Origin of the sequence: Paenibacillus ginsengarvi (genome assembly GCF_003626695.1) — a bacterium.
Lineage (GTDB): Bacteria > Bacillota > Bacilli > Paenibacillales > NBRC-103111 > Paenibacillus_AB > Paenibacillus_AB ginsengarvi.
The window spans coordinates 79,373-105,762 of sequence record NZ_RBAH01000001.1 but is presented as its reverse complement, the minus strand read 5'-3'; the positions used below and the strand labels follow the sequence as shown (position 1 = coordinate 105,762).

Here is a 26,390-nt window from a genome sequence, read left to right as displayed (position 1 = left end):
ATAGGAGGAGACCCTATTGGAACGACCGAAGTATAAACGAGTGGTGCTCAAGCTTAGCGGGGAAGCGCTCGCCGGCCAGCAAGGCTATGGGATCGACTCGAAGATGATCGCGGAAATCGCGGCGCAAGTAAAAGACATCCACGATCTGAACGTGGAAACGGCCATCGTTGTCGGCGGAGGCAACATCTGGCGCGGTATTGCCGGAAGCGCTAAAGGCATCGACCGTGCGACCGCCGATTATATGGGGATGCTTGCGACAGTCATGAACTCGCTCGCTTTGCAAGATGCTTTGGAACAGATCGAGGTTCCTACGCGGGTGCAGACGTCGATTACGATGCAGCAGGTCGCGGAGCCGTACATTCGCCGCAGAGCGATTCGCCATCTGGAGAAAGGGCGCGTCGTCATTTTCGCAGCCGGTACCGGTAATCCTTATTTCTCCACCGATACGACGGCGGCGCTGCGTGCAGCCGAAATCGAAGCGGAAGTCATTCTTATGGCGAAAAACAAGGTCGACGGCGTATACAGCGCCGATCCGTTCAAGGACCCGACCGCAGAGAAGTTCGAAACGCTAACTTATATGGAAATGCTCAATAAAAACCTCGGCGTTATGGATTCCACCGCATCGTCGTTGTGCATGGATAACAACATCCCGCTTCTCGTCTTTTCGATTACGGAGCGCGGTAACATTAGAAGAGCCATTTTGGGCGACAAAATCGGAACGATCGTGAAAGGAAGTGTGGAGTAATGCCACAATCGATCAAGAAGTCTGCCGAAGACCGGATGGAAAAAGCGATCGCTTCGCTGAAAAAGGAGCTTGCCAGCCTGCGCGCCGGCCGGGCTACTCCTGCGCTGCTCGATCGCGTTCAAGTTGAATATTACGGTTCGATGACCCCGGTGAACCAGCTGGCGAACATCAATACGCCGGACTCCCGCACGATTATGATTCAGCCGTGGGACAAGTCCTCTCTAAGCGCGATTGAAAAAGCGATTCTCAAGTCGGAGCTGGGACTGACGCCTTCGAACGACGGAAGCTCGATACGCCTCAGCATTCCACCGCTGACGGAAGAGCGCCGTGCCGAGCTTGTCAAAATGACGAAAAAATACGGCGAAGAGTCGAAGGTAGCGATCCGCAACATTCGCCGCGACGCGAACGAGGACATCAAAAAGCTGGAGAAGTCGACGATCTCGGAGGACGAATCCCGCCGTCATCAGGACGATATTCAGAAGGCGACCGATAAATTTATCGCGGAAATCGATAAAGTGCTCGTAGGCAAAGAAAAAGAAATTATGGAAGTGTGACAGCTACAAATCGGCCCCCCGTTCCTAAAGGGGGATTTTTGTGTTCGCTTCGAACAAGGGTGGGGAATCAATCATGTTCCATCTTTTCAAACGGACTCGATCCGACCTTGAGAGGGAAGAAGCTTTCGAGCTGATGCCGGATAATGTGCCGAAGCATGTCGCCATCATTATGGACGGCAACGGACGATGGGCAAAAGGGCGCGGCCTGCCGCGTATTGCCGGCCATCACGCCGGAATGAAAGCCGTCAAACGGGTTACGATCGCAGCTGACGAGATCGGTGTCGAGGTGCTGACACTGTACGCGTTTTCCACCGAAAACTGGAAGCGGCCCCGTGATGAGGTCGACTTCTTGATGAAGCTGCCTCAAGAGTTCCTGTCCATCGAACTGGACGAGCTGGTCGAGAAAAATGTCCGGGTCCGGATGACGGGTTGGAAGGAAGGATTGCCGGCCCATACGCTGGAAGCGGTGGAAAAGGCGATCGAACGCACGAAGCATAATACCGGTCTCATCCTTAACTTCGCGCTTAATTACGGAAGCCGGCACGAGATCGTCCAAACGGTTCGCGATATTGCCAGCGAGGTGCGGCAAGGCGAGCTGAAGCAGGAGGACATTTCCGAGGAGCTGATTTCGAACCGGCTGCTGACGGGGGCGCTGCCAGACCCGGATCTTATCATTCGCACGAGCGGAGAGATTCGAATCAGCAACTTTTTGCTCTGGCAAATGGCTTACTCCGAGCTTTGGTTTACGGACATTTACTGGCCGGAATTCACCGAAAGACACCTGGTGCAGGCGGTGTGCGAATACCAGCGTCGGGCAAGGCGTTACGGCGGCTTGTAAGGCGCGTACCCTACGGAGGAGATCGCTTGAAACAACGACTTGTGACCGGCCTTATTGCCGGCGCCGGATTTCTGGCCGTCCTTTTTGTCGGCAAGCTGTATTTTGCCGGCTTGATTCTGGTACTGGCGGCCGTCGGTTATTACGAATATTCGCGGATGAACGGTCATCCGCCCTTTCGCCTCACCGGGCTGCTCGGCTTTGCCGGCACGCTTTACATCGCGTTTCCGTGGGAAAGCTATCCCGATCTGCGTGCGCTTGCACCGGAATCGGCCATATGGCTGGCGCTGTTCCTTTTGTTCGCGCTGACGGTCATCTCGAAAAATAAAGTAACGATCGACCAGATCGCGCTCGTGTTCCTGGGAGTCCTTTATATCGGCACAGGGTTCCATTACATGATTTCGACGCGGCTTGGAGATCACGGGCTTTATTGGACGCTGCTGACGTTTGTGTGCATCTGGGCGACCGACTCCGGCGCTTATTTTTGCGGCCGGGCATTTGGCAAAAGACCGCTATGGCCGACCATCAGTCCGAAAAAAACGGTGGAAGGCGCTTTGGGCGGAGTCGTCATCTCCGTCGTGGTTGCCCTTCTCTTTTCCATATATGCCCCTGACCTGCTTACGTGGGGCCGGGCCATCGGACTCGGTCTTGTGATTGCCGTGGTAGGTCAACTAGGAGACTTGATTCAATCGGCTTATAAGCGGATTCGCGGCATCAAGGATACCGGCTCGATTCTACCGGGACACGGCGGCGTACTGGATCGCTGCGACAGTTGGCTGATCGTATTTCCGTTCGTGCAATTGTTGTCGCTTCTTCCGCAATAACCGATTCCAAGCAGATGAGGTGGACGTTTTTGAAACGAGTTTCTATACTAGGCAGCACCGGCTCGGTCGGCACGCAAACGCTGGACGTCATATCCCGTTACCCGGAGCGTTTTCAGATCGAGGCGCTGGCGGCGGGGAATAACGCGAAACTGCTCATCGAACAGGCAAACCGGTTTCGCCCGAAGCAGGTAGCGGTTGCGACCAGAGAGCTGGCAGAGCAGATAGCTTCGCATATGCCGTCTGGAACGGCCGTTCTGCACGGCCCGCAAGGACTGATCGAAACAGCGTCAGGCAATGACGCGGACGTTGTCGTCACGGCGATCGTCGGTAGCCAGGGACTCAAGCCGACGCTTGCGGCTATTGAAGCAGGCAAGCAGATTGGACTGGCTAACAAGGAGACGCTCGTGAGCGCGGGACATCTCGTTACCGCCGCGGCGAAACGGAAAGGCGTCAAGCTGTTGCCTGTGGACAGCGAGCATTCCGCCCTTTTTCAGTGCCTGAACGGCGAGCCGGCGTCGGCGCTGCGCAAGCTCATGTTGACCGCATCCGGCGGATCGTTTCGCGATCGTACCCGGGACGAGCTTGTCGGGGTGACGGTGAAAGAGGCGCTGGCGCATCCGAACTGGTCGATGGGAGCGAAGATTACGATCGACTCCGCCACGATGGTGAACAAGGGACTCGAAGTGATCGAAGCCCACTGGCTGTTCGATGTCCCGTATGAGCGTATCGAAGTCGTTATTCATCCCGAGAGCATCATTCACTCGTTTGTGGAGTTCGAGGATCGCAGCATGATCGCCCAGATGGGACTTCCGGATATGCGGGTTCCGATCCAGTATGCGCTTACATATCCCGAGCGGCTTGTGTCTCCAGCGGAGTCGCTTGATTTGACCGAGCTCGGCAAGCTTCATTTCCGCAAAATGGATCTGGAGCGTTTCCCGGCTTTGCGGATGGCCTTCGAATGCGGTAAAACGGGAGGAACGGCAACGACCGTTTACAACGCGGCGAACGAGATTGCCGTGTCGCGTTTTTTTGCCGGAGACATCGCTTTTCTCGATATCGAACAGGTGATCGAGGAGGTGCTCGGGCGGCACCAGGTCATAGCGTCACCGACACTGGAGCAGATCGACGAAATCGAGGAATGGGCGCGAGCGGCGGCAAACAATTACGGAAAATGACGTTAGTTGGTGGAGGGCAGTTCTGATCCCGGCGGCAAGCTTGTATTATAGTAAAGAATAATGTTAATCTTAGTACAAGCAAAAACGAATAAGCGGAAAGCTCTAAATCGCATTGCCGCGGGAGGAAGATGCTTTTGTCACCTCAGGTTATATTTCAGATCGTGCTCCTGTTTTTCGTGCTCGTTACGATACATGAATGGGGACATTTTTATTTCGCCAAAAGAGCCGGCATTCTTGTTCGCGAATTTGCCATCGGTTTCGGTCCGAAGCTGCTGTCGTTCGTTCGCGGAGAGACCCGGTATACGCTGAGATTGCTGCCGATCGGCGGTTTTGTGCGAATGGCCGGGGAAGATCCGGAAATCGTGCAAGTCCAGCCCGGCCAGACGATAGCAGTCGAGCTCGAGCAGGGCCGAGTCAGCCGTATTTACCTGGACCAGCTCGATCAGCGAACCGGTGTTGTGCAGGGCGCGGTAGAACGCATCGATCTGGAAAGAGAGCTCTCGGTTTCCCTCGACGTAGACGGAGAAAAGCTGACCTATGCGGTTCATCCGCAGGCATTCATGATCACAAAGGGTAAAGAAACGCAGATCGCTCCGTGGGACCGGCAGTTCGGCAGCAAGACCGTCGGCCAGCGGGCGCTTTCGATCTTTGCCGGACCGTTCATGAATTTCATTTTGGCGCTTGTTTTGTTCATCGTTGTCATGTTCCTGGCCGGGATGCCGACCAATGTGAAGATCGACCGCGTAGAGCCGGAGTCTCCTGCGCTCAAGGCAGGGCTTCAAGCCGGTGACGTCATCACATTAGTAAACGGACAGCCGATCAAGGACAATACAAGCGAGCTTACCAGGCTCATCCGCGCCTCGGCGAACAAAAAGATGGATTGGACGATCGTTCGCGGCGGCAAGGAGCAGCAAATTCAGGTTACGCCCGAGATCAAGGAAGACAACATTCCGCTCGTCGGTGTCAGGCTGACATCCGATAAACGGAATCCGTCGTTCGGAGAAGCGGTTACCGGCGGATGGACGAATATGTTCGAAGCGAGCAAGCAGATTATGACCGGATTCAAAACGCTTGTCCTAGGGCAGTTCAAGCTCGACGATCTCGGCGGTCCGGTGCGGATCGTGGAAGTAACAAGCGAACATGCCAGCGCCGGCATCGCGCAGTATACGTTTTGGGCTGCCATCATGAGCCTTTATCTCGGCATTTTCAACCTGCTGCCGTTTCCTGCGCTCGACGGAAGCCGTCTCGTCTTCCTCGCCTTCGAGGCGGTTCGGGGACGTCCCGTTGATCCGGGCCGGGAAAGCATGGTTCATTTTGTCGGCTTTGCGATGCTGATGCTGCTGATGATCGCTGTAACCTATAACGACATTTTGCGTTTGATCAAAGGCTGACCGAATATAAGCCGGCAGGACACAAGAGGGTCTTGTGTCCTGCTGTTTAGGTTTGTGGTGCCGTGCAGGCTGCCATAGTAGCGTTGAATAGGAGATTGCTAACCATGTCCAAAGAAAAGCAATTCGTAAAAGAAATTACGCCCCAAGGCGAAGACTTTTCCCGCTGGTATATCGACGCCATCAGCAAAGCCGAGCTGATGAGCTATTCGCCGGTTCGCGGATGCGTCGTGCTGCGCCCGGACGGCTATGAAATATGGGAGAACATCCAGCGCGAGCTGGACCGCAAATTCAAGGAAACCGGCCACCGCAACGCTTATTTCCCGCTGTTCATTCCGGAGAGCTTCTTTCAGAAGGAAAAAGAGCATGTAGAGGGCTTTAATCCCGAGCTGCCCTGGGTCACCGAGGCGGGCGGAGAGAAGCTGGAGGAGCGGCTGGCGATTCGACCGACTTCGGAAACGATGATCGGGCATATGTACTCGAACTGGATCAACTCGTACCGCGATCTGCCGGTGCTGATCAACCAATGGGCCAACGTCGTTCGTTGGGAGAAGCGCACTTTGCCGTTTTTGCGGACGACCGAATTTTTGTGGCAGGAAGGTCATACGGCTCACGAGGACGAGGCGGACGCCCGCAAAGAAACGATGCAAATGCTGGAAGTATACCGGGATTTCGCCGAAAACTTCCTGGCCATACCGGTCATTATGGGACAAAAGACGCCGTCGGAGAAGTTTGCCGGAGCGGTGGACACGTATTCGATCGAAGCGATGATGAAGGACGGCAAGGCGGTTCAAGCGGGAACCTCCCACTATTTGGGCACTAACTTCGCGCAAGCTTTTGATATAAAATATTTGGACAGAGACAATACGCAGCAATTCGTACATACGACGTCCTGGGGAGTCAGCACCCGTCTGATCGGCGCCTTGATTATGGTTCACGGCGACGACCGCGGGCTCGCTCTGCCGCCGAAAGTAGCGCCGACCCAAGCGGTTGTCATTCCGATCGGGCCTTCGAAGACGCGGGATCAAGTCGTGCCGCGCGCCGAGGAGATGTTCTACGAATTGAAACGCGCCGGCATTCGGGTCAAGCTGGACGATAGTCCCGACCAGAGCCCGGGCTGGAAATTCAACGAATACGAAATGCGCGGCGTGCCGATCCGCATCGAATTCGGTCCCCGCGATATGGAGAACGGACAAGCCGTCCTCGTTTCCCGCGTAACCGGCGAGAAGCGGCCGGTGAAGCTGGATGACATCGTTCAAGAAGTCAGCAAAATGCTGGACGAAGTTCACGACGCTATGTACAATAACGCCAAAACGTTTATGGAGAGCAACTTCAAAGCGTTCGATACGCTGGACGAGGTGAAGGCGTTTATGGGCGCTCAGCGCGGCTTCGTGCTCGCAGGCTGGTGCGGCTCGGATGTTTGCGAGCGCCAGGTCAAGGAAGAAGCCGGTGCAACGAGCCGCAACATTCCGTTCGAGCCTGCGGAGCATAAAACGAAATGTCTCGTGTGCGGCGAGAAAGCCAAGCACACGGTCGTTTTCGGAAAGTCTTACTAATTTGCCGGCAAGCAGCCCCAAGAAGGGATCAGGCTAAGCTCCCGAGCTTAACTTCGCTTTTTGGGGCTGTTTTTTAGCCTCGAATCTCGTAATCTAACAATCTAGCAATCTAGCAATAAGATCATCAGGGCGGCTTCGCTTTTGACTGTGGGAGGGAAAAGAATGAGCAGCGCAGCGGACAAAAGGAAGCGATTCGAGCTTTTATTGCAGCAAGCGGAAGTGCCGGGTTCTGTCGTTACTTCTTATTTTGCCGACGGTTTTATCGAGCGGGTGGAATGCAGCCGGAGCAATCGGGAATGGACGTTTTACATAAACAAAACGACGCTCCTCCCGCTCGACATATACCGGTCGTTGATCCAGATGGTACGTGCCAAGTTCGCGCATATCGCCGGTACCCGCTTTGTCGTCCAGTACGATGGCTCGGTCGCCGATGAAACGGTAGTTAGCGAATATTGGGGCTTGTTTCTGGAATGGGTTCAGCGGGAGGCGGCTTCCGTCAACGGCTGGATGGGCAAAGCGAAATACGAGGTGGCCGGAGGCGTCGTAACGCTGCGGATGCTTGACGCGATCGGGCTTGAGATGGCCAAAAAACGCAGCATCGACGGTTGGGTGCAGCGCTTTTACGAGGAAAACTTCAGCCGCAAGTATATCGTCAAGCTGGCCATGAGCGAGACAGGAACGATAGAATTTGAGAAATTCGCGCAGCGCGTCGTAGAGGAAGAACGGAGCGTCATTCAGGAAATCATGACTTCCGTCGATCAGGAGGCCGAACTGCCGGAAGTGCCTGAAGGCGAGCTCAAGCTGATGATCGGCTACGAGATCAAAGATCCTCCGGTGCCGATCAAGGACGTTTTGGAAGAAGAGAAGAAGGTGACAGTCCAGGGGCTTATATTCGGATTGGACAAAAAAGAACTGCGAAACGGCAACACGCTTTTCGAGTTCAAGCTGACCGATTTCTCCGATTCGATCATGATGAAGGCGTTCGCCCGCAATAAGGAAGATCTCAAAATTCTCGGCTTGCTGGCCAACGGCAAATGGATACGTGCCCGCGGCAAGGTGGAATACGACCGCTTCATGATGGTGCCGGAGCTCGTCATGATTCCCGGCGACTTGACCGAAGTGGTAGCTCCCCCGGAGCGCAAGGACGATGCCGAGGAGAAACGGGTCGAGCTGCATCTCCATACGACGCTTTCTACGATGGACGCCGTCACGCCGATTGACGAATACATCAAAACCGCCGCCAAGTGGGGCCACAAGGCGATCGCCATTACCGACCACGGCAATGTGCAAGCTTATCCCGAGGCGAATAAAGCGGCCAAAAAACACGGCATCAAAATGATATACGGCATGGAAGCGAACGTCGTAAACGACTCCGTGCCGGTTGTTTTCAACGAAACGGACGAATCGCTTGCCGAGGCGACTTATGTCGTATTCGACATTGAGACGACCGGGCTTTCGGTCATTAACAACAAAATTATCGAGCTGGCCGGGGTCAAAATGCAGGACGGCAAGGTGATCGACAAGTTCGAATCGTTCGTTAATCCGCACGAGAAAATTCCGTATCATATCAGCCAACTGACGCATATTACCGACGATATGGTAGTGGGGGCGCCGGAACTGGAGGACGTGCTGCCGCGATTTATCGAGTTTGCGCAGGGCTCGGTTCTTGTGGCGCATAATGCGCGGTTCGATATCGGGTTTATTCAGGAGTTTTGCAAACGTCTCGGCTTGCCGCTTATGACGAATCCGGTGCTCGACACGCTCGAGCTGGCGCGGATTCAATATCCGACGCTCAAAAACCACAGGCTGAACACGTTGTCCGACAAGTTCAAGGTCAGCCTGGACAACCATCACCGCGCGGTAGACGACTCGGCAGCGCTCGGGCAAGTGTTGTTCCATATGCTGAAGGACGCCGCTGAGGCGGGGAAACAGACGCTGCGGGAGCTGAACGCCGAGGTGGGCAAAGATTTGTCCAACGTTCGCCCGTTCCACTGCTGCTTGTATGCCAAAAACGCCACTGGCAAAAAGAATCTGTACAAGCTTGTTTCGATGTCTCACACGCAGTATTTCAAGCAAGTGCCGCGCATTCCGAAGAGCAAGCTGATCGAGCACCGGGAAGGACTGATTATTTCGTCCGGCTGCGAAAAAGGCGAGTTTTACGAGGCGGTGCTGAACAAGTCGGTGGAGGAAGCGGAGCAGGTGGCCGAGTTTTATGACGTGCTCGAGGTGCAGCCGATCGGGGTCAACATGCATCTGGTCGACAAAGGGCTCGTCGGCAGCCGGCTGGAGCTGGAGGAAGCGAACCGCCGCATCGTAAAAATCGCGGAGAAGCAGGGCAAATGGATTATCGCAACCGGCAACGTGCATTACTTGCATCCGCGCGAAAAAATTCATCGCGATATTACGATTAACGGTATTACCGGATTCAGTCCGCTTAAAGATATGAAAAAGCCGGATGTGCATTTCCGGACGACCCGCGAAATGCTGGAGGAGTTCGCACATTTGGGTGAGGCGAAGGCGTACGAGGCGGTCGTCACGAACACGAATCTGTTCGCCGATCTGATCGAGAAGTACGACCTGTTTCCTAAGGAACTGTTTACTCCGATTATCGAAGGGGCGGAGGAAGAAATCCGGAATACGTGCTACCAGACCGCTCGCGATCTGTACGGAGATGAGATCCCCGAAGTTGTCGTAGCGCGGCTTGAGAAGGAACTGAAGCCGATTATCGAATACGGCTTCTCTGCGAACTATCTCATATCCGCACGGCTCGTGAAAAAGTCGAATGCGGACGGTTATCTGGTAGGATCGCGGGGGTCCGTAGGCTCGTCCGTCGTCGCTACGTTTCTGGGCATATCGGAAGTTAATCCGCTGCCGCCGCATTATACATGCGCCTCGTGCAAGCACAGCGAATGGTTCCTGGATGGCAGCATCCCGAGCGGCTTCGACCTGCCGAACAAGGACTGTCCGACTTGCGGAGCGAAGCTGAAGGGCGAAGGCCAGGACATTCCGTTCGAAACGTTTCTCGGCTTCAAGGGCGACAAAGTTCCCGATATCGACCTTAACTTCTCCGGCGATTACCAGCCCGAGGCGCATAACTTCACGAAGGTCATGTTCGGCGATAAAAGCGTGTTCCGGGCGGGAACGATCGGAACGGTGGCGGAGAAAACGGCGTTCGGCTACGTGAAAAAGTACGAAGAGGAGCAAGGCAAAAAGTGGCGCACGGCCGAAGTGCTCCGCCTTGCCGCGGGATGCACCGGAGTAAAGCGCAGTACGGGTCAGCATCCGGGGGGGATCGTCGTCGTCCCCGATTATATTGAAGTGGAAGACGTGACCCCGGTGCAGTATCCGGCGGATGATACTAAGGCGGAATGGAAAACGACACATTTCGACTACCACGCGTTTGAGGAAAACCTGCTCAAGCTTGACATCCTCGGACACGACGATCCGACGATGATGCGGATGCTTCAGGATTTGACGAGCATCGATCCGACGACGCTGCCGATGAACGATCCTAAGGTGATGAGCCTGTTCAACTCGACCAATGCGCTTGGCGTCACGCCGGAGCAGATCCGTTCCCCGGTCGCGACCTACGGCATTCCCGAGATGGGGACCAAGTTCGTCCGCCAGATGCTTCAGGAAACGCAGCCGTCGACATTCGCCGACTTACTGCAAATATCCGGTCTCTCCCACGGAACCGGCGTATGGCTGGGCAACGCTCAGGAACTGATCAAGAGCAACACGTGCAATATCAAAACCGTTATCGGCTGCCGCGACGACATTATGCTATATCTTATTTACAAAGCCGGGCTGGATGCGGGGCTCGCGTTCAAAATAACGGAAAGCGTACGGAAGGGCCGGGGCCTGACGGACGAGTGGATCGAGGAAATGAAGAAGCATAACGTGCCGAAGTGGTACATCGATTCATGCCTGAAGATCGAGTACATGTTCCCGAAGGCGCATGCCGCCGCTTATGTCATATCGGCCGTACGTACGGCTTACTTCAAGCTCTACCACCCGATCGCATTTTATGCGACGTACTTCTCGGTCCGCGCTTCGGAGGATTTCGATATCGAGCTGACCTGCCAGGGGTACGAGGCGATCAAGGCGAAGCTGATCGAGATCGAGGCGAAAGGGTTTCAGGCGGCGCCGAAGGAAAAAGCGATGGTGTCGGTGCTCGAGATGGCGCTTGAGATGACGGCCCGCGGATTTTCGTTCAAGAGCATCGATCTGTATCGCTCCGACGCGACACGGTTCAAAATCGACGGCGACTCGCTCATTCCGCCGTTCTCCTCCATTCAGGGGGTCGGCGAAAATGCGGCCCGCAACATTGCCGCCGCTTGCGAAGAAGGTCCGTTTTTGTCGATCGAAGATTTTCAGACGAAGGCGAAGGCGACAAAGACAATCGTCGAATTACTCGGCACGATGGGATGCTTCCGCGGCCTCCCGGAATCGAACCAGCTTTCTTTGTTTTAACGGTTTTGTACCGATCGGGCCGTCCTGAAACTGGTTGTAAGGAAACAACTGTTATGGTATAATCATTTCTGGCAATAATGAGAATGGATAGATCGGCGCGACAGGAGAGTGGGGAAACCCACTCTTTACGTTTTGGCGCACATTCGGAGGGCTACCCGGCGTAAGTAGCAGAGGAGGTCGACCATGGCACAGCAAATCAAAACGGCCGTGGAGGAAATGATTGCACCGTTTCTGGAGCAGGAAGGGTTCGAGCTGGTGGACATCGAGTATGTGAAGGAGGGCAGCAACTGGTTCCTTCGCGTGTTTGTAGATAAAGAGGGCGGGATCGATATTGACGACTGCTCGCGAATCAGCGAGTTTTTGAGCGAGAAGCTCGACGAGAAGGACCCGATTCCGACTGCATACTTCCTTGAGGTTTCGTCGCCCGGCGCGGAACGGCCGCTGAAAAAGCCGCATGATTTCGTTCGTGCGATCGGCAAAAACGTCTTCATTACCACCTACGAGCCTATAGGCGGAGCCAAGGAGTTCGAAGGCAAGCTGCTGGAGTACAAGGAAGAGCATGGGGTTGTCGTGCAGGTGTTAAATAAAAAGACGGAAATTCCGGCCGACAAAATCGCAAGCGCTCGTATGGCCATTTTGTTTTAACCGTTTCTAGCCAACGAAAGGGGGAATTCCCAAAACATGAACATGGAATTTATCGAAGCACTGTCGGATATCGAACGGGAGAAGGGAATTGCGAAGGAAGTGTTGATCGATGCGATCGAAGCGGCCCTGATCTCAAGCTACAAGCGCAATTTCAATACGGCGCAAAACGTAAGAGTGGATATTAACCGTCATACCGGACTTATTAAAGTGTACGCGCGCAAGACGGTTGTGGACGATGTGCTCGACCCCCGTCTGGAAATATCGCAGCATGCGGCACGTGAAATCAATCCGAGCTTCCAGCTCAGCGATATCGTGGAGATCGAAGTCACTCCGCGCGATTTCGGCCGGATCGCCGCCCAGACCGCCAAGCAGGTCGTCACGCAGCGCATTCGCGAAGCGGAGCGGGGCCTCATCTACAACGCGTTCATCGACCGCGAGGAAGATATCGTTACCGGTACGGTCCAGCGTCAAGATTTGCGCAACCTGTATCTCGATCTCGGCAAAGTGGAAGCGGTTCTTCCGCTCAGCGAGCTGATGCAGGGCGAGAAGTTCAAGCATCAGGACCGGATCAAGGCGTTTATTACAAAGGTCGAGAATACGACGAAAGGGCCGCAAATTATTTTGTCTCGTACGCATCCGGGGCTGCTGAAGCGTCTGTTCGAGCTGGAAGTGCCGGAAATATACGACGGCGTCGTGGAGATCCGTTCCGTCGCCAGAGAAGCCGGGTTCCGTTCGAAGATCGCGGTTTATTCGCGCAACTCGGAAGTCGATCCGGTCGGCTCCTGCGTAGGTCCGAAAGGAACGCGCGTACAGACGATCGTAAGCGAGCTTCGCGGTGAGAAAATCGATATCGTTCGCTGGTCGGAAAACGTGGAGGAATATGTAGCGAATGCGCTGAGTCCTTCCAAGGTGCTTGAGGTGAACGTATTCGAGGCGGAGAAGATGGCCCGCGTCATCGTGCCGGACTATCAGCTTTCGCTCGCGATCGGCATCAAGGGGCAGAACGCCCGCCTCGCCGCCAAGCTGACCGGCTGGAAAATCGACATCAAGAGCGAATCGCAGGCCGAACAGGAGCTGGGCCGGCCGCGTACTTTCGGCGAGGAGCTGCCGCAAGACTCGGTCAGCATCGATTAAGCCGGCGTCACCTCGCGAGCGTTCGTACCTGGCTAATTTATAGAATGGGTGGGGATCGCCGTGAAAGTAAGGAAAGTACCGCAGCGCAAATGCATCGTATGCCAAAAGTCATTGTCGAAACGGGAAATGCTCCGCATCGTTCGTACGCCGGAAGGGCAGGTAGAGCTGGACCCGTCCGGTAAAAAGAACGGGCGCGGCGCTTATCTGTGCGGAGATGCCGAAGCGTTCAAAAAAGCGAGAAAAACAAAAGCGTTCGAGCGGGCTTTAAAAGTAAACCTCACGCCGGAGCAGTATGACGAGCTGGAGCGGTCGTTTGCCGCCGTGCAGGATAAATATAAATCGGTAAGTTGTGGTAAAATCGATGAACAAGCAGAGTAAAGCCTTATCTTATTTGGGACTCGCGATGCGGGCGGGGAAACTCGCTTTCGGAGACGAGGGCGTGCTGGGGGCAGTCCGTTCCGGACAGGCTCGTCTCGTTGTTTTGGCGGAAGACGCGTCGGCCAATACGCGTAAAAAGTTTCAAGATAAATGCAGACACTACAATGTGGAATTGTTCGAATGCTTTAACCGCTACGAGCTCGGCGGCGCTATCGGCAAAGAAGCGCGAGTGCTCGTCGCCGTTCTCGATTCAGGATTCGCACAGTTGATCAGGCCGTGTCTCGTAAAACCCCCGGAGGTGGAACCTATTGAGTAATCAAGACAAGGATAAATTGAGGGTTTATGAATATGCCAAATCTTTAAATATGAGCAGCAAGGAAATTATTACGATTTTAAAAAGATTGGATGTGCCGGTAAACAACCATATGAGCGTAATGGAAAACGATTCGGTCGACAAAGTAGAGAAATTTTTCCGCGACGTTAAAGCTAACGCGGCTGCCAAACGGGCAGGAAACGAGAACTCGGGATCGTCCGCATCTTCGCAAGGCGGAGGCGCAGGAAGACGTCAAGGGCAAGACAATCATGGCGGCGAGCGCCAAGATCGTCCGCAAGCAGGCCAAGGAGGCGAGCGCCGTCAAGAAGGCGATCGTCCGCAGGGAGGCCAGGGAGGCGAGCGCCGTCAAGAAGGCGATCGTCCGCAAGGAAGCCAGGGAGGCGAGCGTCGTCAAGAAGGCGACCGTCCGCAAGGAGGCCAAGGAGGCGAGCGCCGTCAAGAAGGCGACCGTCCGCAAGGAAGCCAGGGAGGCGAGCGTCGCAACGACGGAGGCCGTCCGTACGGCGACCGTCCGCAAGGCAGCGGCCAAGGAGGCCGTCCGTATGGTGACCGTCCGCAAGGCAGCGGTCAAGGAGGCCGTCCGTACGGCGACCGTCCGCAAGGCAGCGGCCAAGGAGGCCGTCCGTATGGTGACCGTCCGCAAGGCAGCGGTCAAGGAGGCCGTCCATACGGTGACCGTCCGCAAGGCAGCGGTCAAGGAGGCCGTCCATACGGCGATCGTCCGCAAGGCAGCGGCCAAGGAAGCCGTCCACAAGGCGACCGTCCACAAGGCAGCGGTCAAGGAGGCCGTCCGTACGGCGACCGTCCGCAAGGCAGCGGTCAAGGAGGCCGTCCATACGGCGACCGTCCGCAAGGCAGCGGCCAAGGAGGCCGTCCATACGGCGATCGTCCGCAAGGCAGCGGCCAAGGAGGCCGTCCATACGGCGACCGTCCGCAAGGCAGCGGTCAAGGAGGCCGTCCATACGGCGATCGTCCGCAAGGCAGCGGTCAAGGAGGCCGTCCATACGGCGATCGTCCGCAAGGCAGCGGTCAAGGAGGCCGTCCGCAAGGCAGCGGTCAAGGAGGCCGTCCGTACGGTGATCGTCCGCAAGGCAGCGGCCAAGGAGGCCGTCCGCAAGGCGGTGGCCAAGGAGGCGCCAGCCGCGCTCCGGTCGCTTCATCGACAGCTCCAGTTGCCGGTACTCGTCCGCCTGCTCCTCGTACCGACCGCGATCGCGGTTATCAAGACCGGGATAGAGGCGGCGCACTCAAAAACAACGAACCTGGGTTCAATAAAGCGGTAGTGTTCCGTACCAGCACTGAAAACCTGGACGATATCAACCTCAGTCAGGGCCGGGCGAAGAAGCCGAAGCCGGGGCAAGGAAATCGGTCCGGCGGAGCGAACAATCGGGGCGGCAAAGGCGGCAGAGGCCGCTTTGGGCAGCAGGACAACGTCCGCAAGGAGAAAATCGACAATACGCCGAAGAAAATTATCGTTCGCGGAACGATGACGGTAGGCGATTTGTGCAAGCTGCTTCATAAAGACGCGTCTGAAGTTATTAAAAAGCTGCTCCTGCTCGGCACAATGGCGACGATCAACCAGGAGCTCGATCTGGATACGATACTGCTCGTAGCAGGCGAGTTCAAAGTCGACGTTGAAGTGAAGCTTCCGGTCGAGGAAGACAACTTTGAGACGATTGAAGAGAAGGACGACGAGGCCGATCTGATCGAACGTCCGCCGGTTGTGACGATCATGGGACACGTCGACCACGGGAAAACGACGCTGCTTGATGCAATCCGCCAGACGAACGTTACGGAAGGCGAAGCGGGCGGCATTACCCAGCATATCGGGGCGTATCAGGTCGAGATCAAAAACAAAAAAATTACGTTCCTGGACACTCCGGGTCACGAAGCGTTCACATCGATGCGCGCGCGCGGGGCTCAGGTGACGGATATTACGATTATCGTCGTCGCGGCGGATGACGGCGTCATGCCGCAAACGGTGGAGGCCATCAGCCATGCCAAAGCAGCGGGCGTGCCGATCATCGTAGCCGTGAACAAAATCGACAAGCCGGATGCGAACCCGGATAAAATCAAGCAAGAGCTTACCGAGTATGAACTCGTTCCGGAAGAGTGGGGCGGCGACACGATTTTCGTCAACATTTCGGCGAAGCAGCGGACCGGCCTGGAAGAGCTGCTGGAAATGATTTTGCTTGTCGCGGAAGTTCAGGAATTCAAAGCCAATCCGAACAAGCGCGCCCGCGGTACCGTTATCGAAGCCGAGCTGGACAAAGGAAAAGGTCCTGTCGCACGCGTTCTGATCCAGCACGGAACGCTCAAGATCGGCGATGCGTTCGTTGCCGGCGTTTGCTTCGGCCGCGTACGCGCGATGGTAAACGATAAGGGACGCCGTTTAAAAGAAGCGGGCCCGTCCACGCCTGTGGAAATTACCGGTCTCACGGAAGTGCCGCTAGCCGGCGATCCGCTCCTTGCTTTCGAGGACGAGCGGAAAGCGAGAGCGATTGCGGAGAGAAGAAATACGACTCACCGACAGTCGACGATGGGCGCGAACAGCCGCGTTACGCTTGACGATTTGTATAAGCATATTAAAGATGGCGAAATGAAAGACTTGTTCGTCATTATCAAAGGCGATGTTCAAGGGTCTGTCGAGGCGCTCAAAGGCTCGCTGGAGAAAATCGAAGTCGAAGGCGTTCGCGTGAAAATCATTCACAGCGGCGTAGGGGCGATCACGGAATCGGACATTATCCTTGCGTCCGCCTCCAACGCGATTATTATCGGCTTCAACGTTCGTCCGGAGCCTGCCGCCATGGCAACCGCCGATCAGGAGAAGGTCGATATCCGCCTGCACAGCATCATCTACAAAGTGATCGAGGAAATCGAGCACGCGATGAAGGGCATGCTGGACCCTGTATTCAAGGAAGTCGTAATCGGTCAAGCCGAAGTGCGCAACTTGTTCAAAGTGAGCAAAATCGGCACGATCGCCGGCTGTATGGTCACTTCCGGCAAAATTACGCGTTCCGCGGATTTGCGTCTCATTCGCGAAGGGATCGTCGTATTTACGGGCAAATTCGACTCGCTCAAGCGGTTTAAGGACGACGTCCGCGAAGTAGCGCAAGGGTACGAGTGCGGGATTTCCATCGAGAAGTACAACGATATCCGCGAAGGCGACGTCATTGAAGCGTTCGTGATGGAAACCGTAGAAAGGTGATGACGGATGGCTAAAGTTCGCGTAGGCCGCGTCGGCGAGCAAATCAAAAAAGAATTAAGTCAAATTTTGCAGGCGGAGCTGAAAGATCCCCGCGTAGGCTTCATTACGGTAACCGGAGTCGACGTGACGAACGATCTTTCCCAAGCTAAAGTATTCCTGAGCGTTCTGGGCACCGAGCAGCAGAAAGAAGAGTCGCTCAAAGCGATTGCCAAAGCGACCGGATTTATCCGCTCGGAGCTCGGCAAACGGATCCGGCTCCGGATCACGCCCGAGCTGCAATTCCAGATCGACAGCTCCATCGAATACGGCAGCCGGATCGACCAATTGCTGCACAAAATTCAGGAAGACGGGAATCCGAACGTATGACGGAGCTTTTCCGGGCCCGTTCGTATCCCGAACAACTGGCTGCCGCGCGGGCGTTCATCGAGGCGAACGACGATTTTCTCGTAGTCGCCCACGTGAACCCCGACGGCGATGCCGCCAGCTCGACCGTCGCGGTTGGCTGGCTGCTGCATCAGCTCGGCAAGCGGTATGCGATGATTAATGAGGGCAATATGCCGGACAAATTCGCTTATTTGTGGGGATTTGACCGGCTTGCCTCCATGGACGAGGAAACGCCCGACCGGCGCTTTCCGAACGTCATTTGCGTAGATTGCGGCGACGAGACCCGAGTTGGACGGGTAAAGCAGCTGTTCGCGGACGAGGCGGCCGTTTTAAATATCGACCACCACGCGTCCAACGACTATTTCGGCGATGTGCAGTTGATTCGCGCGGATGCGGCTGCGACAGTAGAACTGTTGTATGAACTGGCGCACGAAATGAAGCTGCCTATTCAGCTCGAGCTGGCAACTGCGATCTATAGCGGCTTGCTTACCGATACCGGGGGATTTCGCTTCTCGAATACATCGCCGCGAGTGATGCGGATCGCATCCGAGATGCTGGAGGCCGGGGTGAACGGGCATCAGCTTGCCGAACGGCTGCTGGAGAAAATTACATTTTCCCATATCTCCGTTCTGAAGCTGGCGTTAGGCACGCTATCGTTCGCTTGCGATCGCAAAATCAGCTGGATGACCGTCTCTTCCGAGATGATGAAGACGACGGAAGCAGATAGAGAAGATATGGACGGGCTCATCATGTACCCGCGCAATATCGAAGGCGTCGAAGTCGGGCTGCTGTTCAAGCAGACGGACGAGGGCACGGTTAAGGTGAGCTTTCGCTCGAACGGAAACGTGGATGTCGCCGCCATCGCCAAATCGTTCGGCGGCGGCGGGCATGTCCGGGCTTCCGGCTGCACGCTTTCAGGCGAGCTGGACGATATTGTGAAGCGGGTCGTAGAGGAAGTAGGGCAATTTTTGCTATGAGTTACGATGGCGTATTGCCGGTCAACAAACCGGCCGGGTTCACCTCCCATGACGTTGTGGCCAAAGTGCGGCGCATCGTCGGATTGAAGCGGATCGGTCACACCGGAACGCTCGATCCGGGGGTTACAGGCGTACTGCCGCTTTGTCTCGGCAAAGCGACCCGTTTTGTCGAGTATATCCAGGAGCTGCCAAAAGAGTATGAGGCTGAACTCACATTCGGCTACAGCACGGATACCGAGGATTGGACCGGAGAGACGATCAAGAGGCTGCCTCCGGGACAAGTTCATATAAACGAAGCCGAATTGCGCAGGACGATCTCTTCCTTCGTAGGCACGATCGAGCAAGTGCCGCCCATGTATTCCGCCGTCAAAATCGGCGGTAAAAAGCTGTACGAGCTGGCCAGAGAAGGCAAAGAGGTCGAGAGAAAGGCACGCAAGGTCGACATCTACGAAATCGAGCTGCTGCAGCTTGATTTGGCGGCGGACTACCCGACGATCCGGTTTCGCGTCCTGTGCTCGAAAGGCACTTACATCCGGACGTTGTGCGTGGATATCGGCCTAGCGTTAGGTTTTCCCGCTGTTATGACCAAACTGGTTCGCAGCCGTTCCGGTTCGATCGGGCTGGATATGTGCTTAACCTTGGAGCAAATCGAGGAGTTGCACCGCAGCGGCCGTTTGGCTGCGTCGGTTATGCCGGGAGACCGGGTCGCCGCACATTTGCCTCTATGCACCGTATCCGTACAGGAAGCGGTTGCCGCTATGCAAGGAAAAACCGTGCCGCTGCCGAAAGATGCCGACACAGGAGCGGGAGAGTTGTTTCGGGTATACGATCCGCAGGAACGGTTTATCGGACTGTTCCGGCTTGATCGTGCCGGGGGCATGCTGCGTCCCGAGAAAGTGTTTGCGCAAAGCTTATCACGGCCGGACGCCGATTAGCAGGTGAGAATGGATATGCAAGCGATAACGATGAATTATCCGTTTACGTTCCCGGCGCCGGGCTTGCCTCAGAGCGGGCAAGTGCTGGCGATCGGTGATTTTGACGGGCTGCATCTCGGACACCGCGAGGTCGTCCGGAGAGCGGTCGAGACGGCAAGGAAGCTGCATCTTCCGGCCGCGATTATGACCTTTCACCCGCATCCCCGGGAGGTGCTGGGGCAGGACAAATACGTGAGGCACATTACGCCGCTGAAGGAAAAGCTCGCTTTGTTCGAGCAGGCGGGCATCGATGTCGCTTACGTTGTCGGCTTCGACCTGCCTTTTTCGCAGATCAGCCCGTCCCAGTTCGTCGACGAGGTGCTTGTGCCGCTCCGGGTCAACACGGTTGTCGTCGGCTTCGATTACCGCTTCGGCCACAAGGGAGCGGGGGATGCGGACTCGCTGTGCGAGCTGGCCGCAGGCCGGTTCGCCGTCGAAGTCATCCGCCCCTATCGTATGGATGACGAGAAAGTAAGCAGCACCTTGATTCGCGGCTTGCTGGAGTGCGGCGACGTGGGCAAAGTGTCGCAGCTTCTGGGACGCTACTATCGCATGTCAGGCACAGTCGTGCACGGTGCAGCCAGAGGACGGCAGATCGGGTTCCCGACGGCCAATATCGAGCTGGATGAACTGTACGTCGTGCCGGCGAATGGGGTTTACGCCGTTCGGCTCGAAGTGGGCGGCGGCCACTATGAAGGCGTCATGAACATCGGGACGAAGCCGACATTTGACGGTAACCCGGCTCACCGGTCGCTGGAAGCGCATCTGTTCGATTTTCATTCGTCGATTTACGGCGAGCGAGTTGCAGTCGAACTGATCGCCTACATTCGCCCGGAGCAAAAGTTTGCTTCCATAGACGAACTGGTCGCGCAAATCGGCCGGGACGTCGTGACGGCGAAGGAGCTGTCGGGATACCGGACGGCAGATGCGGGAACAGGGCTCGCGAACGGGTAACGGCGGCGGAACGGTGGCCATCACGGCGGTCCGGTAGTTTTACGTCATCGGACATTTACTTTGTGTCCCGGCTTATGCTATACTATATTCCGTTGCCCGGGCTACTAGCCTGCGGCAAGCGAACCTTAGCTCGGTCGCTAGATCTCACCGTCTTCTTCTGGGCTAACGGCGATTATAAGACGAACAGGGAGGTGAAAGGGATGGCACTGACTCAAGAACGCAAAAACCAGCTGATCCAGGATTACAAGAAGCATGAATCCGACACGGGATCTCCGGAAGTGCAAATCGCTATCCTTACGGAAAACATCGTAAACTTGACAAACCATCTGCGTGTGCACAAGAAGGATCATCATTCGCGCCGCGGATTGCTCAAAATGGTCGGTCAACGTCGTAAGCTGCTCGCATACTTGAAAAATAATGATGTTAGCCGCTACAGCGCTTTGATCGAACGTCTTGGACTTCGCAGATAATGTAAACACGCGAACGAAAAACAACCTTGTCGGCTTTATGCCGGCCGGTTGTTTTTTTCTGGCCGTTTAACCGATTGCAAGGGCTAGTTACCGCCACATTCCCCGTCAAAGAGGGAATTTTCTTTGACAAGAAGGAAATACTGGTTGGTATGCAGAATTAAAAAGAGTCGCTAGCAGATCATACATAAGAGCAGGAGGGGATTACATGACAACCAAAGTAAGCATGGAGCTTGGCGGACGTCCTTTGGAATTCGAAACCGGACGTTTGGCTAAGCAGGCCAACGGCGCCGTGCTGGTACGATATGGGGAGACGGTCGTATTGTGTACCGTTACCGCTTCCAGCGAGCCAAAGGATTTGGATTTTTTCCCGCTTACCGTTAACTACGAAGAACGCTTGTATGCCGTAGGCAAAATTCCGGGCGGATTCATTAAACGGGAAGGCCGACCGAGCGAGAAAGCGATCCTTGCCGGACGTTTGACGGACCGGACGATTCGTCCGCTGTTTCCGGAGGGCTTCCGCAACGATGTGCAGATCGTCTCGATGGTGATGAGCGTCGATCAAAACTGCTCCCCGGAAATCGCGGCGATGATCGGAACATCGGCGGCGCTGGCTATTTCCGACGTTCCGTTTAGCGGGCCGATCGGTGGCGTCGTGGTCGGACGCATCGATGGACAATTCATCATTAATCCGACCCACGAGCAAGAAGACAAGAGCGATATGTACGTCGTGGTCGGCGGTACGAAAGACGCGATCATGATGGTGGAAGCGGAAGCGAACGAAGTACCGGAAGAAGACATTTTGCAAGCGATTATGTTCGGCCATGAAGAAATCAAGAAGACGGTGGCGCTGATCGAGAAATTCGTCGCCGAAGCCGGCAAGCCGAAGATGGAAGTCAAGCTGCATGCGGTAAATGCAGACGTGAACGCCGATGTCCGCGCCTTTGCAAGCGCGCGTCTCGTGGAAGCGATCCGTATCCCGGAGAAGCACGCCCGCCAAGAAGCGATTGATGCGATCAATGGCGAAACCGTTGACCATTTCGTACAGGTGTATGCGGAAACGCCGGAGAAGCTGGCGGATGTCAAGGAAGTGCTGTACGACATCGTCAAGGAAGAAGTGCGCCGCCTGATTACGCATGACAAGGTGCGCCCGGACGGCCGCGGATTGAGCGAGATTCGCCCGATCGAGTGCGATACCGCCATTTTGCCCCGCACGCACGGTTCCGGTTTGTTCACCCGCGGTCAGACGCAGGCACTCAGCATTTGTACGCTCGGAGCGCTGGGCGACGTGCAAATTTTGGACGGGCTCGACCTGGAAGAAACGAAACGGTTCATGCACCATTACAACTTCCCGCCGTTCAGCGTAGGCGAAGCCAGACCGCTTCGCGCACCAGGACGCCGCGAAATCGGACATGGCGCGCTCGGCGAACGGGCATTGTCGAAAGTGATTCCGCCGGAATCGGAATTCCCGTACACGATTCGTCTCGTATCCGAGGTGCTGGAGTCGAACGGTTCAACTTCGCAAGCCAGCATTTGCGCAAGTACGCTGGCGATGATGGACGCAGGGGTGCCGATTAAAGCGCCAGTTGCAGGCGTAGCGATGGGGCTTATTAAGGACGGGGCTCATTTCTCCGTGTTGACCGACATTCAAGGGATGGAAGATCATCTCGGCGATATGGACTTCAAAGTGGCCGGAACGTCTGCAGGCGTAACCGCTATCCAGATGGATATCAAAATCGACGGCATCGATCGTTCGATCTTGACCGAAGCGCTGGAGCAGGCGAAGGAAGGCCGGATGTTCATTTTGGGCAAAATGATGGAAGCGATCGATCAGCCGCGACAAGCGCTGTCGCCGTACGCGCCGAAAATTATCATCATGCACATCAATCCGGACAAAATTCGCGAAGTTATCGGAGCCGGCGGCAAAATCATCAACAAGATCATCGAAGAAACCGGCGTAAAAATCGATATCGAGCAGGACGGCACCGTCTTTATCGCATCGTCCAACGCCGAGATGAATGAGAAGGCGAAATCGATCATCGAAGGGATCGTCCGCGAGGTTGTCGTTGGCGAAACGTATTTGGGTACCGTCAGACGGATCGAGAAATTCGGCGCTTTCGTCGAGATCTTGCCGGGTAAGGACGGTCTCGTGCATATTTCGCAAATCTCGAACGAGCGGGTAGCGAAGGTGGAGGACATTCTCAAAATCGGCGATCAAATAACGGTTAAAGTAACCGAGATCGACAATCAGGGCCGGGTGAATTTGTCCCGCAAAGCTACGCTTGCGCCGCCTCAAGTGCCGACGCAAGGCTGATTAGCCCTACAAATCGCATATTGTAAAACAAAGAGCCAGAGCAGTCTGTCTCTTTTTTTATTAAAAAAAGAAAGCTGACGGCACAGGGCAGCAGGAAAATCATGGACATAACCAAGGGCTGTCCCTCATAATTATGGTACAAACTTAGGGATGGGGTTATGAAAACCATGATAAGAGTTAAAATGCTCGTTATCGGCGGTATTTTCAGTCTCGCGACTTGGGGGGTGCTCTCCTCCGGGGATTTGGCCGCTTATGTGCAATCGCTGGACTCAAACCCGGGAACGGCTTATCGTCATATCGAGGCGTCCGAGGCGGACTCGAAGACGGCTTCGATCAAACCGGACGAGGAGCAGCTTCATCTTGCCATTCAGGAAGAGGCGGCAAAACGAAGGGAAGCTCCGATCGACGCAAAGATAGACCGAGTATGGAAAGCGATTCCCGGCTACAACGGCATCGAGGTGAACGTCGAAGAGACGATGAGGCTAGCGATGCAGCGCGGGACGGATACGGGCATTCCTTTTGTTTATAGGGAAGTTGCCCCAAGTGTCCGCTTGGAGGATCTAGGCGCCGAGCCGATCTATAAAGGCAATCCGCACAAACCGATGGCCGCGCTTATGATTAATGTCGCTTGGGGGAACGAATTTCTCCCGCCAATGCTGAGTGTACTGGAGAAGGAAGGGGTTCGCGCCACCTTTTTCTTCGACGGCTCCTGGCTGAGCAAAAACATTGATACAGCCAAAATGATTCAGGAAAAAGGTCACGAGCTGTCCAATCACGCCTATTCGCATAAAAATATGAGCGGTCTCGGCCGAGAAGAAACGATAAAAGAAATCGAGCGCACGCAGACGCTGCTCAAAGAAAAGCTCGGTGTCGACAATACGCTGTTTGCGCCTCCCTCCGGGGATTTCAGCAGCTTGACCGTCAAGGTTGCGCATGAGCTGAAGCTGAAGACGATCCTGTGGACCGTTGACACCGTAGATTGGAAAAAGCCGGCGCCGGAAGCGATCGTACGAAAAATCGCCACACGCGTGGAGCCCGGCTCCATGATTTTGATGCATCCGACCGAATCTTCGTCCGGGGCATTGGAAGACATGATACGGGTGATCAAAGAAAAGGGCCTTGTTCTTGGCACCGTATCCGAGCTGATCTCTCCGAACCGGGTACCAAAGGTTGAGACGGAGTAAGTTTTTTGTTACTATCATGTGAGAACGAAAGACCGAAATGTCGTCCACCTGCGCTAACCTGTTCAGGCTCATGATGCAGCAGTCGATTCTTATACGTTCTCATAATAAGGGGGAGCCTCATATTGATCAAGCAGACGCTTAGCAACGGACTCCGCATCATATCGGAGCCGATACCGACCTACCGCTCCGTATCGTTCGGAATTTGGATCAAGACCGGTTCGCGAAACGAAGGACCCGCGAACAACGGCATTTCGCATTTTATCGAACATATGCTGTTCAAAGGGACGGACCGCTATTCGGCACAGGATATCGCCGAAATATTCGACGGGATCGGCGGCAATGTCAACGCCTTTACGGCTAAAGAGTATACATGCTACTATGCCAAAGTGCTGGATACCCATCTGCCGCTTGCCGTAGACGTATTGTCGGATATGTTCTTCAACTCGAAGATGGATGAAGCGGAGCTGGACAAAGAACGCAATGTCATCCTCGAAGAAATATCGATGTATGACGATACGCCCGACGATCTGGTGCACGACTTGATAGCGAAAGCCGCTTATAGCGATCATCCGCTTGCTTACACGATTTTAGGCACGGAAGCGAACTTGCGCGCGATGCGTCCGGAGACGCTGCGGCACTATATGCAGGATCGTTACTCGATACCGAACACGGTGATTTCGCTGGCCGGGAATATCGATGAGGGCATCTACGATTTGATGGACCGGCACTTCGGGTCGTTCCGCAATATGGGGGCAAGCAGCAAGCTGGCCGCTCCCGTTTTCGGCGGCAATGTGTTGTTTCACGAGAAAAAAACGGAGCAAAATCATATATGTTTGTCGCTTCCCGGCTGCTCGCTGCACGACCCGATGCTGTACCCGATGATTCTGCTTAACAATCTGATCGGCGGCGGGATGAGCTCCTATCTGTTCCAGGAAATCCGCGAGAAGCGGGGACTAGCATACTCCGTTTATTCGTATCATACGGCGCATGCGGACAGCGGCGAGTTCACGATCTACATGGGGACGGCGCCGAAGCAGACGGACGAAGTTCTGAAAGTTACGATGGATGTGCTGCAAGACATCGCAGGTCGCGGACTGACCGAAGAGGAGCTGCGCAAAGGGAAGGAGCAGCTCAAGGGCAGCTTCATCCTCAGCCTCGAGAGTACGAGCAGCCGCATGAACCGGCTCGGCAAAAACGAACTGATGCTCGGCGCGCATCATTCGCTGGACGAAATACTGAACATGATCGATTCCGTAACGCAGGACGATATCCGGGCACTGATCAATCGGTTGTTCGCGCAGCCGTTCGCGCTGGCCATGGTCGGCAAATCGGACAAAGCGATTCAAACTTTCAGGAGGGACTCTCTTGTTATACCAAGTTAAACTTAAGCAGCTTCCCGGCAACGAAGATGTTCATATCCCGCAAAAAATGTCCGCGCTGGCAAGCGGCTTCGACTTGTACGCGGCCGTTACCGAACCGGTAACGCTTCAGCCCGGCGAGCGATCGCTCATACCGACCGGTGTCGCGCTGGCGATGCCGGAGCAGCTCGAGGCGCAAATACGCCCTCGCAGCGGACTCGCACTGAAACACGGGATTACGTGCCTCAATTCGCCCGGCACGATTGATGCCGATTATCGCGGAGAGATCAAAGTGCTGCTGATCAATCTGGGGCAGTCGCCTTTTACGATCGACCGCAACGAACGGATCGCCCAAATGGTGTTTCAATTAGTCCCGCAAGTTTCGCTCGAACAAGTGAACGACCTGGACGAGACGGTACGAGGCGCGGGAGGTTTCGGTCATACCGGCCGGTAATGGCAGCGAGTAAAACGATTAAAATCGCCACCTTCTTCTAATGGAAGGAAGGCGATTTTTTTTGTCTTTTGTTTT

At 55.3% G+C, this 26,390-nt stretch carries 22 protein-coding genes; all 22 read left to right on the top strand.

All coding sequences use genetic code 11. From position 1 onward, the window contains the following. The first annotated feature begins 16 nt into the window (after positions 1-16). The 22 genes from pyrH (at position 17) to dut (ending at position 26,315) form a co-directional block, all read left to right on the top strand. Positions 17-745 (top strand): UMP kinase, encoded by a 729-nt coding sequence (gene pyrH / locus D7M11_RS00520; protein WP_120745195.1) that lies wholly within the window; start codon positions 17-19, stop codon positions 743-745. Further along, positions 745-1,299, top strand: a complete 555-nt coding sequence (gene frr / locus D7M11_RS00515) for a ribosome recycling factor (RefSeq protein ID WP_120745194.1) — start codon at positions 745-747, stop codon at positions 1,297-1,299. The genes pyrH and frr overlap by 1 nt, the downstream gene beginning before the upstream one ends. 73 nt (positions 1,300-1,372) lie before the next feature. Next, positions 1,373-2,137: an isoprenyl transferase gene (locus D7M11_RS00510; RefSeq protein ID WP_120745700.1), complete on the top strand. Its 765-nt coding sequence runs from the start codon at positions 1,373-1,375 to the stop codon at positions 2,135-2,137. 26 nt (positions 2,138-2,163) lie between these two features. Next, complete coding sequence (locus D7M11_RS00505; RefSeq protein WP_120745193.1) at positions 2,164-2,958, top strand: phosphatidate cytidylyltransferase; 795 nt, start codon at positions 2,164-2,166, stop codon at positions 2,956-2,958. A gap of 29 nt (positions 2,959-2,987) precedes the next feature. Further along, the gene (locus D7M11_RS00500; RefSeq protein WP_120745192.1) at positions 2,988-4,133 is read left to right on the top strand and encodes a 1-deoxy-D-xylulose-5-phosphate reductoisomerase; all 1,146 of its coding nucleotides are present in this window, start codon (positions 2,988-2,990) and stop codon (positions 4,131-4,133) included. A 128-nt stretch (positions 4,134-4,261) separates the two neighbouring features. Beyond that, positions 4,262-5,524 (top strand): RIP metalloprotease RseP, encoded by a 1,263-nt coding sequence (gene rseP / locus D7M11_RS00495; protein WP_120745191.1) that lies wholly within the window; start codon positions 4,262-4,264, stop codon positions 5,522-5,524. Between the two features lie 104 nt (positions 5,525-5,628). Next, complete coding sequence (gene proS, locus D7M11_RS00490; protein ID WP_120745190.1) at positions 5,629-7,077, top strand: proline--tRNA ligase; 1,449 nt, start codon at positions 5,629-5,631, stop codon at positions 7,075-7,077. Between the two features lie 162 nt (positions 7,078-7,239). After that, positions 7,240-11,550: a PolC-type DNA polymerase III gene (locus D7M11_RS00485; protein ID WP_120745189.1), complete on the top strand. Its 4,311-nt coding sequence runs from the start codon at positions 7,240-7,242 to the stop codon at positions 11,548-11,550. A 183-nt stretch (positions 11,551-11,733) separates the two neighbouring features. Further along, the gene (gene rimP / locus D7M11_RS00480; protein WP_120745188.1) at positions 11,734-12,195 is read left to right on the top strand and encodes a ribosome maturation factor RimP; all 462 of its coding nucleotides are present in this window, start codon (positions 11,734-11,736) and stop codon (positions 12,193-12,195) included. Between the two features lie 36 nt (positions 12,196-12,231). Beyond that, the gene (gene nusA, locus D7M11_RS00475; RefSeq protein ID WP_120745187.1) at positions 12,232-13,329 is read left to right on the top strand and encodes a transcription termination factor NusA; all 1,098 of its coding nucleotides are present in this window, start codon (positions 12,232-12,234) and stop codon (positions 13,327-13,329) included. A gap of 60 nt (positions 13,330-13,389) precedes the next feature. Next, the gene (gene rnpM, locus D7M11_RS00470) at positions 13,390-13,707 is read left to right on the top strand and encodes an RNase P modulator RnpM (RefSeq protein WP_120745186.1); all 318 of its coding nucleotides are present in this window, start codon (positions 13,390-13,392) and stop codon (positions 13,705-13,707) included. Next, the gene (locus D7M11_RS00465) at positions 13,691-14,023 is read left to right on the top strand and encodes a L7Ae/L30e/S12e/Gadd45 family ribosomal protein (protein WP_120745185.1); all 333 of its coding nucleotides are present in this window, start codon (positions 13,691-13,693) and stop codon (positions 14,021-14,023) included. Before rnpM ends, D7M11_RS00465 begins: the two co-directional genes overlap by 17 nt. Continuing rightward, positions 14,016-17,249: a translation initiation factor IF-2 gene (gene infB, locus D7M11_RS00460; RefSeq protein ID WP_120745184.1), complete on the top strand. Its 3,234-nt coding sequence runs from the start codon at positions 14,016-14,018 to the stop codon at positions 17,247-17,249. The genes D7M11_RS00465 and infB overlap by 8 nt, the downstream gene beginning before the upstream one ends. Before the next feature lie 6 nt (positions 17,250-17,255). After that, positions 17,256-17,615 carry a 30S ribosome-binding factor RbfA gene (gene rbfA / locus D7M11_RS00455; RefSeq protein WP_120745183.1) on the top strand — a complete coding sequence of 120 codons (360 nt, stop codon included), beginning with the start codon at positions 17,256-17,258 and terminating at the stop codon, positions 17,613-17,615. Beyond that, the gene (locus D7M11_RS00450) at positions 17,612-18,610 is read left to right on the top strand and encodes a DHH family phosphoesterase (protein ID WP_120745182.1); all 999 of its coding nucleotides are present in this window, start codon (positions 17,612-17,614) and stop codon (positions 18,608-18,610) included. Before rbfA ends, D7M11_RS00450 begins: the two co-directional genes overlap by 4 nt. Further along, positions 18,607-19,545: a tRNA pseudouridine(55) synthase TruB gene (truB, locus tag D7M11_RS00445; RefSeq protein ID WP_120745181.1), complete on the top strand. Its 939-nt coding sequence runs from the start codon at positions 18,607-18,609 to the stop codon at positions 19,543-19,545. The genes D7M11_RS00450 and truB overlap by 4 nt, the downstream gene beginning before the upstream one ends. Before the next feature lie 15 nt (positions 19,546-19,560). Beyond that, complete coding sequence (locus D7M11_RS00440) at positions 19,561-20,538, top strand: bifunctional riboflavin kinase/FAD synthetase (protein ID WP_120745180.1); 978 nt, start codon at positions 19,561-19,563, stop codon at positions 20,536-20,538. 200 nt (positions 20,539-20,738) lie between these two features. Beyond that, positions 20,739-21,008 carry a 30S ribosomal protein S15 gene (rpsO, locus tag D7M11_RS00435; RefSeq protein ID WP_120745179.1) on the top strand — a complete coding sequence of 90 codons (270 nt, stop codon included), beginning with the start codon at positions 20,739-20,741 and terminating at the stop codon, positions 21,006-21,008. Positions 21,009-21,213: 205 nt separating this feature from the next. Next, on the top strand, positions 21,214-23,319 hold the full coding sequence (locus D7M11_RS00430) for a polyribonucleotide nucleotidyltransferase (protein WP_120745178.1): 2,106 nt from the start codon (positions 21,214-21,216) through the stop codon (positions 23,317-23,319). Between the two features lie 167 nt (positions 23,320-23,486). After that, positions 23,487-24,503: a polysaccharide deacetylase family protein gene (locus D7M11_RS00425; protein WP_120745699.1), complete on the top strand. Its 1,017-nt coding sequence runs from the start codon at positions 23,487-23,489 to the stop codon at positions 24,501-24,503. A gap of 122 nt (positions 24,504-24,625) precedes the next feature. Further along, positions 24,626-25,885: a M16 family metallopeptidase gene (locus D7M11_RS00420; RefSeq protein WP_120745177.1), complete on the top strand. Its 1,260-nt coding sequence runs from the start codon at positions 24,626-24,628 to the stop codon at positions 25,883-25,885. Then, positions 25,869-26,315, top strand: coding sequence for a dUTP diphosphatase (dut, locus tag D7M11_RS00415; protein ID WP_120745176.1), 447 nt, complete (start codon positions 25,869-25,871; stop codon positions 26,313-26,315). Before D7M11_RS00420 ends, dut begins: the two co-directional genes overlap by 17 nt. Positions 26,316-26,390 lie beyond the last annotated feature (75 nt).